Raw genomic sequence first — 16,667 nt, 5'->3', positions numbered from 1 at the left:
TTTCGTTTCCTCAGTTTCCAGTTACCGTAATTTCAGCGTGGACAGACCAAATAGGCACAGCATCAGCGTGATGATCCAGAAGCGCACTACCACCTGGGTCTCCTTCCATCCGGACAACTCAAAATGGTGGTGCAACGGTGCCATCTTGAAGATGCGCCGGCCCTCACCATAGCGGCGCTTCGTGTAGCGGAACCACGTGACTTGCAACATCACCGAGACAGTCTCGGCGACAAACACGCCGCCCATGATGAACAGCACGATTTCCTGCCGCACGATCACCGCGATCGTGCCCAGCGCGCCACCAAGCGCGAGCGCGCCAACATCCCCCATGAATACCCGCGCGGGGTACGTGTTGTACCAAAGGAACGCGAGTCCCGCGCCGCCCATCGCCGAGCAGAAGATCAGTAACTCACCCGCGCCGGGAATATGCGCAAACAGCAGGTACTTCGAATAGACAGCGCTGCCCATCACATACGCGAACACGCCGAGCGCTGCCCCGACCAGCACGACCGGCATGATCACCAGTCCGTCCAGCCCGTCGGTCAAGTTCACCGCGTTACTCGAGCCGACGATCACGAAATAGGTCAACGCAATGAATCCCCAGACGCCGAGCGGATAGCTGATCGCTTTCAGGAACGGCAGGGCCAGATCAGCACGCGCCGGCAAACCGATTGAGAACCCGCTGCGCACCCACGCCATGAACAGATCGAACACACGCGCGTTATTCGCCTCGGATACCGAGAACGCGAGGTACACGGCGGCGAATAACCCGATCACCGATTGCCAGAAGTACTTTTCGCGCGAGGACATGCCGCGCGGGTCCTTGTAGACGACCTTGCGATAATCGTCGACCCAGCCAATCACGCCGAAACCGAAGGTGACCAGCATCACGATCCAGATGAAGCGATTGGTCAGATCGCTCCACAACAGCGTCGACACGGCAATGCCAATCAGGATCAGCACGCCGCCCATCGTCGGCGTGCCGGACTTGATCAAATGCGTCTGCGGTCCGTCCTTGCGCACGGCCTGCCCCATCTTCAGCGCGGTGAGCTTGTGAATCACCGCGGGGCCGCAGATAAGGCCGATCAACAGCGCGGTGATGGTCGCCATCACCGCACGAAACGTCAGATAGTTGATCACACGCAAATAGCTTGCATCGCTTTGCAGCCATTGCGCCAGCGCCAATAGCATTCGAGGTCCTTTCAATGCGCGCCGGTCCGGGCCGGCGCATCGGTTGCAGTGGGGAGGGTCAGAGCCTGGACCACGCGCTCCATGCGCATGAAACGCGAACCCTTGACCAAGATCGTCGCGCCGGCGGCGCGCTCCGATGCGACGGCGTCCTGGCGGAGCAGCGCGCAAATGAGTGCCTCGGCTGAATCGAAATGATGGGCATGCGGGCCGAACGCGGTGCACGCATCGCGACTCGCATCACCGAGCGCGTACAGTGCATCGAGCCCGCGTTCGCGCGCATAGGCGCCGACTTCGCGATGAAACGCGGGGCCGTTGTCGCCAACTTCTCCCATGTCGCCCATCACCAACACGCGCGGCGCCTGACGCATGGTCAATACGTCGATCGCCGCGCGCATCGAATCCGGATTGGCATTATAGGTATCGTCGATCACCGTTGCGCCGGCCCATGGCATCGCTTGGGCGAGCTTGGCCTGCAACCGTCCATTGACCGGCTCGAAGGTCTCGAGCCCGCGCCGTATCGCGTCCAGTCCGACGCCGGCGGCAAGCGCGGCTGCGGTGGCGGCGAGCGCATTGCGCGCATTGTGCTCGCCGGGCGCGCGCAACGATACCTCGAGTGCGCCGGCGCGCGTCTCGATTCGCAATGCGCCGGTGTCCGTGGTCGTGCCTTGGACCGCCGCGTCGCTATTGGCACCGGGCCGGCGCAGCGCGAAGTCCACGATCCGGTTGTCGGTGGCCGCCACCCGCCAGATGCCGGCATACGGATCGTCGGCGGGAAACACCGCCGTGCCGTCCGGCGGCAGCGCATGGATCACACTCGCATGCTCCAGCGCCACAGCCTCGACTGTCGCCATAAATTCCTGATGCTCGCGCTGGGCGTTGTTCACCAGCGCAATGGTGGGTCCGGCAATCCGGGCTAGCTGTTGCGTTTCGCCAGGACGGTTCATGCCAAGCTCGACGACCGCGAGCCGATGCTGCGGCGCGAGCTGCAACAACGTGAGCGGCATGCCGATGACGTTGTTTAAGTTGCCCTGCGTCGAGAGCCGCTGCGCATGACCGACGGCGGCGGCAAAGATCGACGCGATCATTTCCTTGACCGTAGTCTTGCCGTTACTACCGGTCACCGCGACCAGCGGCAACGCAAACCTGCGACGCCAGCCAGCCGCGAGCGCGCCGAGCGCGGCCCGCGTGTCGGCCACGCGGATCGCCGGCACACGCCAGTCACCGGGGCTGCGCGACACCAATACAGCGGCCACGCCGCGCTGCGCGAGATCCGGCAGGAAATCGTGCGCGTCGAAACGCTCGCCCTTGAGCGCGACGAACAGGCTTGCCGGCCCGCAACTGCGACTGTCGGTCGAGACTTGATCAAAAGCGACCGTATCGTCGCCCAAAACCGTGGCACCGTCGATCAATGCAGCCGCCTCGCGCAGCGTCAACATCGTCATTCAGCTTCTCCGCGAGGTTGCGTGACGCGCGACGCGAGCGCGAGGTGTGCATGATCCTGATCCGAAAACGGCCGCTTCTTACCCATCACTTCCTGTGTTGCCTCATGTCCCTTGCCGGCGATCAGCACGACGTCGGCGGCCGACGCGCCACGCACCGCCTGCAGGATCGCGCCAGCGCGATCCTCGATGGTGCGCACGCGTGCCGGCTCACGCATCGCACTGACGATCTGGCCGATGATTGCCAGCGGCGGCTCGCTACGCGGGTTGTCACTCGTCACGACGACGCTGTCGGCGAGCCGCTCGGCAATCGCCCCCATCAGCGGCCGCTTGGTCGCATCGCGCTCGCCCCCACAGCCGAACACACAGACGAGCTTGCCGCCCCGCTGCGTGGCGATCGGCCGCAGTGCGTCGAGCGTTTTTTCCAATGCGTCCGGCGTATGCGCGTAATCGACGACCACCAGCGGCTCGTCCACTTGCGGCCGCCCGCCGAGCTGCTGCATCCGACCGTTGACCGGTTCCAACCGCGTGATCTGAGACAGCGCCGCATCGAATGGCACGTCGGCGGCCAGTAGCACGCCGAGGACGGCGAGCAAATTGGCGACATTGAACAGGCCGAGCGTGCCCACCTCGAGCTCGGCGTGCCCCCAGTCGGATACCACCGTGAAGGCGGTGCCGGTGGCGGTCGCGCGGATCGCCATCGCATGCAGCGAAGCGTCGCCGCGCGGCCTAGTCGACGCGATGCCGTACGAAATCGTGCGCACCCGCGTGGCCAGATGCCCGATCAGCCTGCGCCCGGCCTCGTCGTCGCGATTGATGACTGCCGCGCGCAAGCCCGGCCAGTCGAACAGCCGCGCTTTGGCGGCCTCGTACGACGCGAGGTCCTTGTGATAGTCGAGATGGTCCTGCGTCAGGTTAGTGAACACCGCGATGTCGAACGCGACGCCATTCACGCGCCCCTGGTGCAGTGCGTGCGAGGACACTTCCATCGATACCGCGCTTGCGCCGTGCGCACGCAGCGCCGCCAGGCTGTGGTGCACCTGCGGCGCGTCGGGGGTCGTGAACCCGGTGGGCGAAAGCTGCCCCGGCAGTCCGGTGCCCAACGTGCCGATGATCGCGCAACGGGTGCCGCTGCCGCTCAACGCGCCCGCGACCCAGTGGCTGGTAGTGGTCTTGCCATTGGTGCCCGTGATGCCGACCATCAGCATGTCGCGACTCGGCTCGCCATACCACGCACTAGCAATGTGGCCCGCAAGCTGATCGAGTTCAGGGACCTGGAGCACCGGTCCGCCGCCCGGGAACTCACCGCCGGCCTGGACCAGCACGGCTGCCGCGCCACGCTGCAACGCATCGGCGATATACGCACGACTGTCTGCGCCGTCCACCGCATACGCGACGAACGCGTCGCCAGCGCGCACCGCGCGGCTGTCCGCCCGCAATTGCGCATGCGGCGCAAGCCGGGCGCGCAGCCACGCGAGCACCTCGGCCCGCGCGCGCTCGATTTGTTCGGGCGTCAGTGGCGAGCGACTCATCGCACGGTCCTCTGCGTCGCGCTCACATTGATGATGGACTTAGCGTCGTCGCTGACCACGAGCTGCTTGACCGGCATGTCGGGCGGCACATTCAGCGAGCGCAGCGTGTCGCCGGCAATTGCCGAGAAGACCGGACCGGAGACCTGTCCGCCGAAGTGACTGCCCGCTGTCGGCTCATCGACCGACACTGCCACCACGATGCGCGGATTCGGCATCGGCGCCATGCCGACGAACGACGCCCGATACTTACCGCGATCGTAGCCGCGTCCCACGTGCTTATATGCGGTGCCGCTCTTGCCGCCGACGCGGTAGCCCGGCACCGCCGCGTCGGGCGATGTACCGCCCGGCTGCGTGACGGATTCCAGCATCGCGCGAACCTGCCGCGCCGTGGTGGCCGAGAACACCTGCGTGCCTTGCGGCTCATCGCCGTTGTTGCCCCTGATCAGCGTGAGCGGAATGATGCGGCCATCATGCGCGATCGCGGTATAGGCCCGACCAAGCTGGAACAGCGACGCGGACAAGCCGTAGCCATACGACATCGTCGCCTGCTCGATGCGACGCCAGCTCTTCCAAGGGCGCAACCGTCCAGCCGCCGCGCCGGGGAAGCCGACCTTCGGCGCCTGGCCTAGTCCGATGCTCGTATACATATTCCACATTTCCTCGGGCCGCAACTGCATCGCAATCTTTGTCGCGCCGATGTTGCTGGACTTCTGAATAACGCCGCCAACGGTCAACACGCCAAAGCCGGCGTCGTCTGTGATCGTCGCGCCATCCAATGTGAAGCGGCCCCCGCCGGTATCGACCAACGTCGTGGGCAACACGCGGTGCAGATCCAGCGCGAGCGATACAGTAAACGGCTTCATGATCGAGCCAGGCTCAAACACGTCGGTCAGCACACGATTGCGCAACTGCTCGCCGGTCAGGTGCGAACGGTTATTCGGGTTGTACGTCGGATAGTTGACCAGCGCGAGCACCTCGCCCGTCTTCACGTCGATGACGATTGCCGCGCCAGCCTTCGCTTTGAACCGGTCGACCGCCGCCTTCAGGTTAGCGTACGCGATGTACTGGATCTTGCTGTCCAGCGACAACGCAATGTCCTGCCCATCGCGTGGCTTGACCCACTCGTCGACATCCTCGACGATGTGCCCGATCCGGTCCTTGATCACGCGGCGGCTGCCCGGCACGCCGGCCAACGCCTTCTGGTCCGCCAGCTCGATGCCTTCCTGCCCCTCGTCCTCGACGTTGGTGAAGCCGATCATGTGCGCGGTGATCTCGCCTTCCGGATAAAAACGCTTGTATTCAGGACGCGCGTAGATGCCGGGGATGTCCAGTGCGGCCACTTTCTGCGCGACATCCAGCGGTACTTGCCGCTTCACGTAGACGAACGTCTTGTCCTGCGACAACTTTGCGCGCAGCGCCTTCTCACCCATCGATAACAGCTTCGAGAGCTCCGCCAGCTTGCCGGCACCCAGATCGTCGGGCACCGATTCGGGAATGGCCCAAATCGCGCGCACTGGCAAGCTGGTGGCCAACACCAGCCCGTTGCGATCTAGAATCTTGCCGCGCGTGGCCGGCAACTCAATGGTGCGCTGGTAGCGGCTTTCGCCCTGCTTTTGATAAAACGCGTTGCCCGGCCCCTGGATCCAGAATGCACGCGCCGCCAGTGCGATGAACGCGACGAACAGCAGAAACACGATGAGCTTGGAGCGCCACATCGGCAAGTGCACCGACAGCACCGGGCTCGATGAGAACGGTACATGACGACGGTGATGAGTTGAGCGCCTCATCGGGCCGCTCCCGCCGTAGTGCCCGGCGACGCGGAGCCAGATGCGCCGGCCCCCGCGTCGCTGGCCGGCGGCGTATCGGCCGGCACGCTCGCCGGGTCAACGCTCAGATACTGGGTACGCCCCGGCACCACCGGCTGCATCTTCAGGTCGGCAGTGGCCATACGCTCGATGCGCGAGGTCTTCGACAATGCGCCTTGCTGGTATTGCAACTGCGCATAGTCCAACTGTAGCTGATGCTCTTGCGACTGAGCGCGCTGAAGATCGATGAACACCTCGCGCTGCCGGTTCGTCGCGTTGACGACCGACAGCGCGCAGCCCAACACAACGAGGAGCAGGAAAATGTTGAGCCGGCTCATGCAAGCACCCGCTCGGCGATGCGCATCACGGCGGAGCGGGCACGCGGGTTGGCCGCCACTTCCGCTTCGCCAGCAAAGATACGCCCAAGAATGCGCAACGGCGGACTGGGCAAGTCCGCCGCGCGAATCGGCAGGCGCCGGTCTACGGCCGGCGCGCGCGCGTGCGATTGAAAAAATCGCTTGACGATGCGGTCTTCTAGCGAATGAAAGCTGATGACCACCAACCGGCCTCCCTGCTCCAACGACTCCAATGCAGTTTCAAGAACTACCGGCAACTCCGCAAGCTCTTGATTGATGTGAATCCGTATAGCTTGAAAGGTGCGAGTGGCCGGGTCCTGGCCCTTCTCGCGGGTCTTGACGGCGCGAGCCACGATCTCGGCAAGCTCGCGTGTGCGCACGATAGGCCCAAGACGCCCGGATTCTGCCCGGCGAGCAACAATCGCCTTTGCAATCTGAACAGCAAACCGTTCTTCCCCATAATCCCGTATCACCTCTATCAATTCCCGCTCGTCCACATGCGCGAGCCATTGTGCGGCGGACTCGCCGCGCGTCGGATCCATGCGCATATCCAGTGGGCCATCGTGGCGAAAGCTAAAACCTCGCGCCGGATCGTCGATTTGCGGCGACGACACGCCCAGATCCAGCAATACGCCCGATACGCGCACACCGCCACGCGCAGCCAGCACGTCGCGCAGTTGCGCGAAGCTGCCATGCACAACATTCAGCCGTGGATCGGCGATCCCGCGCGCCACCTCGATCGCCTGTGGGTCTTTGTCGAACGCAATTAATCGGGCGGCAGGCGCAAGCCGCGCGAGCACCGCGCGACTGTGACCGCCCCGGCCAAATGTGCCATCGACATAGATTCCATCGGCGCGCGTGATCAGCGCATCGACCGCTTCGTCCAGCAGCACCGTGCGATGCTGTCCCGGCTTTTCCATCGCGGATGCCATTCGATGCTCCGCAATCAGAAAGTAAAGTTTTTCAGTGCGTCGGGCATGCCTTGCGCCATCGCGGCCTGCTCCTTCGCGGCATACGTTTGCGCATCCCACAACTCGAAGTGGCTGCCCATGCCGAGCAACATCACTTCACGCTCCAGGTTTGCAGCGGTGCGCAATTCGGGCGAGACGAGCACCCGGCCCGCCGAATCCATCTCGACGTCCGACGCATTACCGAGGAAGATCCGTCGCCACCAGTGCGCATCCATCGGCAACGCGGCAATCTTGTTACGGAACGCCTCCCACTCGGGCTGTGGAAACAGCAACAGGCAGCCGTCCGGGTGCTTGGTGATGGTTACCCGGCCCTGCGCCTGTCCTAACAGCACTTGCCGATAACGCGAGGGCACCGACATCCGGCCCTTCGCATCCAGCGTTAGCGCCGACGCCCCCTGAAACACGTGCCATCTCCCTGTCACCGGCATGCGCCGCGCATGCCCTCCGAACCCACATCATCGCCCTAGCCGTGTGGATAGCACACAAAAATACACTTTTTCACACTGGCCCCCACTTTAGAGGAACGCCCGGCAGGGGTCAAGGGCGCAACTGCGGTTGTTCACGCGAATTCATTTGATAGAACAAAGACTTAGCGCGCCCCGTTAAAGCGGGTTCCAATAAGGATTTTTCAACCAAATGAAGGGATTGTCTGCGCTTTTAAAAGTAATACGTGAGGATTCGGCAATTTTTTCGCTGCACTGCGGGATTCGCGGGTCGGCAGAGGGTCATTTTTGCGACACGATAGCGGCGCCACGCCGGGTCGGGCGAGTTGACCCGGTAGCCCGCAGCGCCGACGCGATCGGATCGCCGGCAGTCGCACCGTGTCAACCCGATCGGCATTGGAGAGGCGACGCCTGCGGCTGGTCCCACGCCTAGCAGACCGAGGTAGCGCTTGCGATGGTGCTAGATATAGTACGCAGTACGGGTCATCACGCGCGCGGCCATGCGCATCAGTGCGGTCACCGGGGCGGCAAGCTCCACGCCGCCGGCGTCCGACGCGGCGCGCGCATGCGCCATCTCATCCGTGCGCATCTGCATGACAATCGCGCGTGACGCGTGGTCGCCCGCCGGCAGCCGGTCCAGATGGCCATCCAGATGCTGCTCAACCTGGCGCTCCGTTTCAGCCATGAAGCCAAGACTGACGCGATCGCCAAACCGGCCGGCGACAAAGCCGATGGCAAGCGAGCCAGCGTACCACAGCGGATTGAGCAAGCTCGGCCGCGAGTCCAGTTCGCGCAACCGATGCGCGGTCCACGCCAAGTGGTCCTCCTCCTCGCGCGCAGCCCGCTCGAACGCTTGCTTCAGCCGCTCGGAGCGGGTTGCCAGCTTCTGCGCCTGATACAGCGCCTGCGCGCACACTTCGCCCACATGGTTCACCCGCATCAGCGCCGCCGCATGACTTTGCTCGGCCACCGTCATTTCACTGTCGTCGGCCACTACATCGGGCTGCGGCACCGGCCGGCTCATTCTGGCTACCCCTGTGATTGAGCGCAAGCCACGGTCAAACTCCCCGATCAACTCGTCGAGCAACATTTCAATACTCCTTTATCCATACGTCACCACCACTGGACGCGATACCCGGCACCACTTGCACGCACCGACACCCGGCAACCGTCGTGCAACGGTTTGCGCGGGCATGCCTTAACCGATTTCGCCATCGCATCAATCACAAGTCATTGACGTAGAGGCATTTTTTTATGACATGGCTGATCAGCGATGGCTTTTGGCCGGCTGTTGCGTAAAAGTGACAAAGGATGTGTAAAACCCGGACAAAACTGGGCTTTTCCTTGGTCGATACGGACCCTTTTGCTACATTAGGGTCCAACTTCTCGTGAAGTTACAAAGCAAGGAAATTATCACACTGACTTTGCCTATAAGTCAGACAATCTCTGGAGATCATTTCGATGAAAAAGTCGCTTCTCGCTCTCGCGGCATTGGGCGCTTTCTCAGGTGTTGCCCATGCGCAAAGCAGCGTGACTCTGTACGGTATCATTGACGAAGGCGTGAATTACACGAGCAACAGCGGCGGCCACACGCTGTGGAACCTGTCCAGCGGTGTGATGCAAGGCAGCCGTTGGGGCCTGCGTGGCACCGAAGACCTGGGCGGTGGCTTGACGGCGATCTTCACGTTGGAAAACGGTTTTGACGTCAACACCGGCAAGTCTGGCCAAGGCGGCCTCGAGTTCGGCCGTCAAGCGTTCGTCGGCTTGTCGTCGAGCGGCTTCGGTACGGTCACGCTGGGTCGTCAATACGACTCCGTGGTCGACTACGTCGGCCCGCTGGAAGCCGGTGACCAATGGGGTGGCTACATCGCCGCTCACCCGGGCGACCTGGACAATTTTAACAACGCCTATCGCATCAACAACTCGATCAAGTACACGAGCCCAAACTTCGCGGGCTTGACTTTCGGCGGCTTGTACAGCTTGGGCGGCGTGGCTGGCGACTTCTCACGCAACCAAGCGTTCTCGCTGGGCGCCGGCTACACGAACGGCCCGTTGGTGCTGGGCGTCGGCTACTTGAACGTGCGTAACCCGAACGTCAGCTTCTTTGGCAACAGCACGTCGGGCACGATCAACGCTGGCGTATCGAACGTAACTTCGTCGGTCTACGGCGGCTACGGCTCGGCCCACACGTACCAAGTGATCGGTGCGGGCGGCGCGTACACGTTCGGTCCGGCAACGGTCGGTATTACGTACTCGAACACGAAGTTCTACAACTTGGGCAGCACGTACGCATCGGCTTTCGCCGGCAGCACTGCGACGTTCAACAACGCCGAAATCAACTTCAAGTATCAGTTGACCCCCGCGTTGGTGCTCGGCGCAGCGTATGACTTCACGAAGGGCAGCTCGGTTAACGGCCAGTCCGGTGCGAAGTACCATCAAGGCGCGCTGGGCGCGGACTACTTCCTGTCCAAGCGTACTGACGTGTACCTGATCGGTGTCTACCAGCACGCGTCGGGCAATACGGTGTCGACTTCGTCGAGCGGCGTGGATTCGGTTGTTGCAGCCACCGCCAACATCAGTGGCCTGTCACCGTCGACGACGAACAACCAAGCCACGGTTCGCGTCGGCATCCGCCATAAATTCTAATAACACACTTTGCAACAGTTGTAGCCTTTAAAAAGGCGCCTTCGGGCGCCTTTTTTAATGCGCTGCCACGCTGATATCACGGCAGGTTCGACGTAGCAACTAGCTCAGCGTCCCGGCGAGATCAACGTCAGGGCAAGCTCGATGTTGAGGCGCGTCGCGCAGCTCGCGCCGCAGGATCTTGCCGACGTTCGTCTTCGGCAGTTCAGCCCTAAACTCGACCGCTTTCGGACGCTTATAGCCAGCCAGGCGCGCCCTACAAAACTCGATAACAGCCTGCTCGGTGAGCGCCGGGTCTTTCTTCACGATGAACAGCTTCACCGCCTCGCCGGAATGCGGATTGGCCACGCCCACCGCGGCGACCTCATAGACACCCGGCATCTTCGCGACCACGTCCTCGACCTCGTTCGGATAAACATTGAAGCCCGACACCAGGATCATGTCCTTCTTGCGGTCGACGATTTTCACGTAACCACATTCATCGATCACGCCGACGTCGCCGGACTTGAAGAAACCATCCGCCGTCGTCGCGTTGGCCGTCTCATCTGGGCGGTTCCAGTAACCGGCCATGACCTGCGGGCCGCGAATGCAGATCTCGCCGGGCTGCCCCAGCGGCAACTCGTTACCCTCGTCATCGCGGATCGACACTTCGGTGGACGGCAACGGCAAGCCGATCGTGCCTGTATACTCGGTGCAGGTCGCCGGGTTGCACGTCACGCACGGTGACGTCTCGGACAAACCATAGCCTTCGATGATCGGCACGCCGGTCATTTCGTACCACCGCTTCGCCACCGCCTCCTGCACGGCCATCCCCCCGGCGTTAGCCACCACCAGTTTCGAAAAGTCTAGCTTGCCGAAGTCGGGATGATTGAGCAGCGCGTTGTACAGCGTATTGACCGCGGGGAACATACTGACCGCGTACCCCTTCAGTTGCTTGATCGTACCGGTAATATCGCGCGGGTTTGGAATTAATACCCCGAGCCCGCCGGTACGAATCGTCAGCAGTGCGCAAACGGTCAACGCATAGATGTGATACAACGGAAGCGCGATCACCGTAGTAAATTGCGTGAATTCTGCATGCGCGCTACGCGCCGGATTGAGCCAAACTTCCGATTGCAGTACGTTCGCAACGATGTTCCGGTGCAGCAGCATCGCCCCCTTCGCAATACCCGTCGTACCTCCGGTATATTGCAGGAAGGCAACATCATCCGGTCCTTGCCGCACGGGGCGGAACGTGCTTCGCTTGCCCTGCGCGAGCGCATCGTTAAAGCGCACCGAGCCCGGCAGCGACCAGGCCGGCACCCTCTTTTTCACGTGCCGCACGACCCAATTGACCAGGCAGCCCTTCACGCCCATCAAGTCGCCCAACGCGGCCACGATAACGTGCTTGACGTCGGTGTTCGACACGACCGCCTGCAGCGTCGTTGCAAAATTCTCGAGTAGGATGATTGCCTGTGCGCCACTGTCGCGTAACTGGTGTTCAAGCTCGCGCGGCGTGTATAGCGGATTGACGTTGACCATGACATATCCGGCCCGCAATACGGCCGCGATCGCAACGGGATACTGCAGCACGTTCGGCATCATCACTGCGACGCGAGCGCCCTTGACCAGACCCTTGCATTGCAAATAGGCGGCCAATGCCCGCGACAGCCGATCCAGTTCTCCATAGGTCAACACCTGCCCCATGCAGGCAAACGCCGGCCGCTCAGCAAATTTGACGAAGCTCTCCTCGAGCAGTAGCGTCACCGACGCATAGATCGACGGATCGATATCCGCTGGCACGCCGGCGGGATATGATTTAAGCCAGATGCGTTCCATGCGGCACCTCCTCCGATTGATTTCGAATGATCGTGCTAAGAATGGCATGCTAGCCGCAACGGCGTCCCCGGACAATCGCTTTAGACGACCTCTTCAATTAGAGTTTTTTAGGCGACGAACCGCGTGGCAAGGTGCGTTGCATAGTCTGCTTAAACGTGCGAATGCCTCTACTGAACCATTCGCGCTGGGTTTATGCCGTTTCAAATGACCGGGTGCCTATACACGAATATTGCCTTACATCCGGTTCTGCAGCGTCATTGCCGCATTGCAAAATCGCAGACGGCTAAGGCGGACCTATCACCATTGAAAGCCTCCCGATACAGCGGCGCCAAAATAACCGCGACCGTTCGCGTTTGCGGCCAGCTTGAAAACCCAACGATTATTCGGTGTGATGTGCGATATGCCAAGCGCAGCGCCATACTGGCCGCGGTACGTCGCACCCGCAAACGTCGCCAGACTCTTTCCGGGCAACGTCGGTTGTGGCAATCCCGCCACTGCCATTGCCGCTGCAATGCCTGCTGACGCGTCGCGATCGACACGCGCGACGGCTTCGTCCAACTGAGCTTTGTTGACTGCATCGGTCGGTGCAGTGCCGCGTGCGACATGCGTGATCTTGCGCTCGTGGCCAGGCGTGCCGACCGATACGTGGGCTTCGTCCACGCTAATACCAAGTTGCTCGTTCATGACCGACGGCAGCTCTGCCGCGATCGCCTTGCGCAGCCACCCATGACGCATGTCTTGCTCGGGAGCGGCGTCACGTGGCGTAGCGGCCGCCATACTTGGACCGGGCCGTGTCAAGGACGTCATTTCTGTCGGCTCAGAGTTTTGTTCTTGATCGGTTTGCCCTCTACTCGGAACATTTGAGGAACTGCTAGCAACCGGTTCGGGGATGTTCTCACCTACTTGAGCCGGCTTTTCCTTACCCGTCTTCGACATTAAATCGGCTTGACCGACCGAAAGCGGATCTACACCGGCATTCCCTTCCAAGTTGTCGGCATTCCTTTGGTCAGCATACGCAGCCAAAGCATTCGTACCATCCGATTTCTCCGGATTCGTGAGTGCGGCCCGTGCCGGCGACGTTTGTTCAGTCGGACGCGGGCGTCCATCGCCGTCCAGGATAGCCGTTGTTAGTGTCATCACAGCCGATTTCATGCCGCTTGGCTTTTGCTCCACGGCAGAAGGCAGGTCAGAGTTGAGGGACCGATTCGCGCCTGCACTCTCGGTCGGTGGCAACGGCAGTGTGCGCTCGCGCTCGTCTGCCATCATGCTATTGATAGTGCTCGTAGTTGACGCGCTACCTCGGCGCGATGCCGAGTGTGCCGCCGACATGGTAGCGCTCGCATTGTAGCCGGTGGCCCATTCCTGTTGAACCGACGCTTCACTCACCTGCAAAGCCGGCGCTTCGTTCACTTGCGCAACCTTCATCTCCTTAGACGGGGCTGGGCCGCTTTGCCAGATACCATGCTCCAAGCCTGCCGCATCCAAGCCGCCCAATCCGAGTCGGTCTTCACTGCTGGATCGCACCCGCTTAGCCACCTGAGGCTGCGACAACACTGCCGATTTGGATCTTCCCCTGTTGCCCGGCGCAGCGTCTAGCACCTTGTCAGCCACTGTCGTCTGCTGCAAGGTAGGGGAGGCTTCCAGTGTCTGGGGCGGGAGCTGATTGCTGCTCTCGCCAGCGGACTGTGTTGACCTACCGTCGATACTGGTGCCAGCATCGCTCGCAGTCGATGCGCTACCTCGGCGCGATGCCGGGTGTTCCACCGATATGGTGGCGCTTGCATCGTAGCCGGTGGCCCATTCCTGTTGAGCCGACGTTTCACTCACCTGCGAAGCCGGCGCTTCGCTCACCTGCGCAACCTTCATCTCCTTAGATGGGGCTGGGCCGCTTTGCCAGATACCATGCTCCAAGCCTGCCGCATCCAAGCCGCCCAATCCGAGTCGGTCTTCACTGCTGGATCGCACCCGCTTAGCCACCTGAGGCTGCGACAACATTGCCGATTTGGATCTTCCCCTGTTGCCCGGCGCAGCGTCTAGCACTTTGTCAGCCACTGTCGTCTGCTGCAAGGTAGGGGACGCGTTGGCCTCCAGTGTCTGAGCCAAGAGCTGATTGCTGCTCTCGCCAGCAGACTGTGTTGACCTACCGTCGATACTGGTGCCAGCATCGCTCGCAGTCGATGCGCTACCTCGGCGCGATGCCGGGTGTTCCACCGATATGGTGGCGCTTGCATCGTAGCCGGTGGCCCATTCCTGTTGAGCCGGCGCTTCGCTCACTTGCGTCACCTTCATCTCTTTAAATGGGGCCGGGCCGCTTTGCCAGATACCATGCTCCAAGCCTGCCGCATCCAAGCCGCCCAATCCGAGTCGGTCTTCACTGCTGGATCGCACCCGCTTAGCCACCTGAGGCTGCGACAACACTGCCGATTTGGATCTTCCCCTGTTGCCCGGCGCAGCGTCTAGCACCTTGTCAGCCACTGTCGTCTGCTGCAAGGTAGGGGACGCGTTGGCCCCCAGTGTCTGGATCGGGAGCTGATTGCTACTCTCGCCAGCAGACTGTGTTGACCTACCGTCGATACTGGTGCCGGCATCGCTCGTAGTCGATGCGCTACTTCGGCGCGATGCCGAGTGTGTCGCCGAGATTCTGGCGCTCGCATTATGACCGGTTTGCCGCACCTGTTGGACCGGCGGTTTACTCGGCTCACCCGCCTGCGCAACCTTCATCTCCGTTGACGGGGCTGAGTCACTTTGCCATTCGTCGTCGTACTTATCCACATCATACGGTTTCACACCATCAGATTCAGTCAACGTCCCCTGTTCTTTGCTTCTTGAGTTCGACGGGATGACCATAGCCGTGTCAGTCCTTGTCCCATTCTCGGGGATGGACCCACTGGTTCCCAGGATCGACGTGTGCGTATTGCCACCTGCGTCACGCAATACAACAGCCTCGCTACCCACCACGTTGCTATCTATGCCAGAGTCAGCAGTCGGCGTGGTAGCGGTCACACTTGTAACGGTCTGTCCTGGTGGGATAGGCAGCAAGATGGGAAATGTGGTTTCGGGAGGAACGGCGACAGTACTTTCGTATGTCAATGCCGCGCCGGTCGGCGGTACATTGGAAAACACAGACTGAGGCCAAGCCGGTTCGGGCGACCTAATCTGTTGTAAGCCATCCCAATCCCCGTCACCGCCATCGGGCGAGGGCGAAAGAACGAACAGCGGCGTATCAACTTGCAAACGGCGTTGTTCCAGCCCTGGCGATAATACTGGTAGCGACTGAGACCTCTGGCGCGTCCGGTTAGCTCCCTTGCCAGGTACCAGCGCAATGCCGCTGTCGGTAGTAGCCTTTCCCGTAATGTCACCGAACTGTGGTTGTTTAAGCGATGGGCGCAATCTCCCCGTGTCAATTTGATCAGCGGTGCCCTTCTGCGAATCGCCGGACTTCCCACTGCCTTTTTGGGGAGCTATGACAAATAGTGATTCATCGGCCTGTCGGATTCTTTTCGAAAAACGGTCTGCCTCGCTTGGCGAAGACTCACTTGGCAAAAATATTGGGACCGAATGGGACCGCTCGCGCATCCGTTTTTTTCTTTGTACACCAACCTCCATTGGTGTTTCAGGCGTCACGTCCAGTTGCTGTTTCCACTTCCCTTTTGAAACCAGCGTATTTTCCGTATCGGACACGGGCGTGGACGGCTTCACATCTAATCGCGATTCCCGCACCTTGGGCTGCCTCGAACCCTGATCGTGTGATGCGGTTTCGTCTATCAGCATATCGTGCGTATTGGTCGGCGGCACACCAGAAACCGCAGACTGAGCCCAGGCCGGCTCGTGCAACCTAATCTGTTGCAAGCTATTCCAATCCCCGTCACCGCCATCGGGCGAGGGCGAAAGAATGAACAGCGGCGTATCAACTTGCAAACGGCGTTGTTCCTGCTCTGGCGATAATGCTGATAGCGACCGAGATCTCTGGCGTATCCGGTTAGCTCCTTGCACGCTAGGTAACGACGCAATACTGCCGTCGGTATAGCCTTTTCCCGTAACCGGTGGGTGCAATCTCCCCGTGTCGATTTGATTAGCCGTGTCCTTCTGCGAGTCGCCGGACTCCCCCCTGTCTTTTTGGGGAGCTATGACAAATAGTGATTCATCGGCCTGTCGGATTCTTTTCGAAAAACGGTCTACCTCGCTTGGTGAAGACTCACTTGGCAAAAATATTGGGACCGAATGGGACCGCTCGCGCATCCGTTTTTCTCTTCGTACGCCAACCTCCGTTGGTTTTCCATCCGTCACGTCCGGACGCTGTTTCCGCTTCGGAGCCAGCTTATCTTGCATATCGGACGGTTTCACATCCCAACGCGATGTTTCCCGCACCTTAGACGGGATCGCCCCCTTACCATGCGGCGCGCCTTCATCTACCGACATATCATCTTGCATACCGGGCGGCTTTACATCCCAGCGCGAGGCTCTCCGTG

Annotated in this window: 11 protein-coding genes; 1 reads left to right on the top strand and 10 read right to left on the bottom strand. The window is 61.3% G+C overall.

The features are described 5' to 3' along the window. Positions 1 to 21: 21 nt before the first annotated feature. From mraY to coq7, 8 genes are all read right to left on the bottom strand, one after another. Positions 22 to 1,191: a phospho-N-acetylmuramoyl-pentapeptide-transferase gene (gene mraY, locus KPG66_RS01150; protein ID WP_041752985.1), complete on the bottom strand. Its 1,170-nt coding sequence runs from the start codon at positions 1,189 to 1,191 to the stop codon at positions 22 to 24. Between the two features lie 11 nt (positions 1,192 to 1,202). Then, positions 1,203 to 2,633: a UDP-N-acetylmuramoyl-tripeptide--D-alanyl-D-alanine ligase gene (locus KPG66_RS01145; protein WP_237069772.1), complete on the bottom strand. Its 1,431-nt coding sequence runs from the start codon at positions 2,631 to 2,633 to the stop codon at positions 1,203 to 1,205. Then, entirely contained in the window at positions 2,630 to 4,162 is a 1,533-nt protein-coding gene (locus KPG66_RS01140) for a UDP-N-acetylmuramoyl-L-alanyl-D-glutamate--2,6-diaminopimelate ligase (RefSeq protein WP_237069771.1), read from the bottom strand. Before KPG66_RS01140 ends, KPG66_RS01145 begins: the two co-directional genes overlap by 4 nt. Continuing rightward, entirely contained in the window at positions 4,159 to 5,949 is a 1,791-nt protein-coding gene (locus KPG66_RS01135) for a peptidoglycan D,D-transpeptidase FtsI family protein (RefSeq protein WP_237069770.1), read from the bottom strand. The genes KPG66_RS01140 and KPG66_RS01135 overlap by 4 nt, the downstream gene beginning before the upstream one ends. Next, entirely contained in the window at positions 5,946 to 6,305 is a 360-nt protein-coding gene (ftsL, locus tag KPG66_RS01130) for a cell division protein FtsL (protein ID WP_013434068.1), read from the bottom strand. The genes KPG66_RS01135 and ftsL overlap by 4 nt, the downstream gene beginning before the upstream one ends. Continuing rightward, positions 6,302 to 7,255, bottom strand: a complete 954-nt coding sequence (rsmH, locus tag KPG66_RS01125) for a 16S rRNA (cytosine(1402)-N(4))-methyltransferase RsmH (protein WP_422392516.1) — start codon at positions 7,253 to 7,255, stop codon at positions 6,302 to 6,304. Before rsmH ends, ftsL begins: the two co-directional genes overlap by 4 nt. A 14-nt stretch (positions 7,256 to 7,269) precedes the next feature. Then, positions 7,270 to 7,698, bottom strand: a complete 429-nt coding sequence (gene mraZ / locus KPG66_RS01120) for a division/cell wall cluster transcriptional repressor MraZ (RefSeq protein ID WP_041753994.1) — start codon at positions 7,696 to 7,698, stop codon at positions 7,270 to 7,272. 499 nt (positions 7,699 to 8,197) lie between these two features. After that, complete coding sequence (coq7, locus tag KPG66_RS01115) at positions 8,198 to 8,827, bottom strand: 2-polyprenyl-3-methyl-6-methoxy-1,4-benzoquinone monooxygenase (protein ID WP_013434065.1); 630 nt, start codon at positions 8,825 to 8,827, stop codon at positions 8,198 to 8,200. A gap of 371 nt (positions 8,828 to 9,198) precedes the next feature. Here coq7 and KPG66_RS01110 point away from each other — a divergent pair, with 371 nt between their 5' ends. After that, positions 9,199 to 10,383 (top strand): porin, encoded by a 1,185-nt coding sequence (locus tag KPG66_RS01110; protein WP_013434064.1) that lies wholly within the window; start codon positions 9,199 to 9,201, stop codon positions 10,381 to 10,383. A 99-nt stretch (positions 10,384 to 10,482) separates the two neighbouring features. Here the strand turns inward: KPG66_RS01110 and KPG66_RS01105 are convergent, their stop codons facing one another. Further along, a complete protein-coding gene (locus KPG66_RS01105) occupies positions 10,483 to 12,198 on the bottom strand; it encodes a long-chain fatty acid--CoA ligase (protein WP_049786331.1) in 1,716 nt (571 codons plus the stop codon). Positions 12,199 to 12,495: 297 nt separating this feature from the next. After that, positions 12,496 to 16,617, bottom strand: a complete 4,122-nt coding sequence (locus KPG66_RS01100) for a YadA family autotransporter adhesin (RefSeq protein WP_237069769.1) — start codon at positions 16,615 to 16,617, stop codon at positions 12,496 to 12,498. Positions 16,618 to 16,667: the final 50 nt, after the last annotated feature.

Source organism: Mycetohabitans sp. B2, assembly GCF_021733735.1.
Classification (GTDB): domain Bacteria; phylum Pseudomonadota; class Gammaproteobacteria; order Burkholderiales; family Burkholderiaceae; genus Mycetohabitans; species Mycetohabitans rhizoxinica.
The sequence above is the reverse complement of the archived record's forward strand: the minus strand, read 5'-3'. Positions and strand labels throughout refer to the sequence as shown.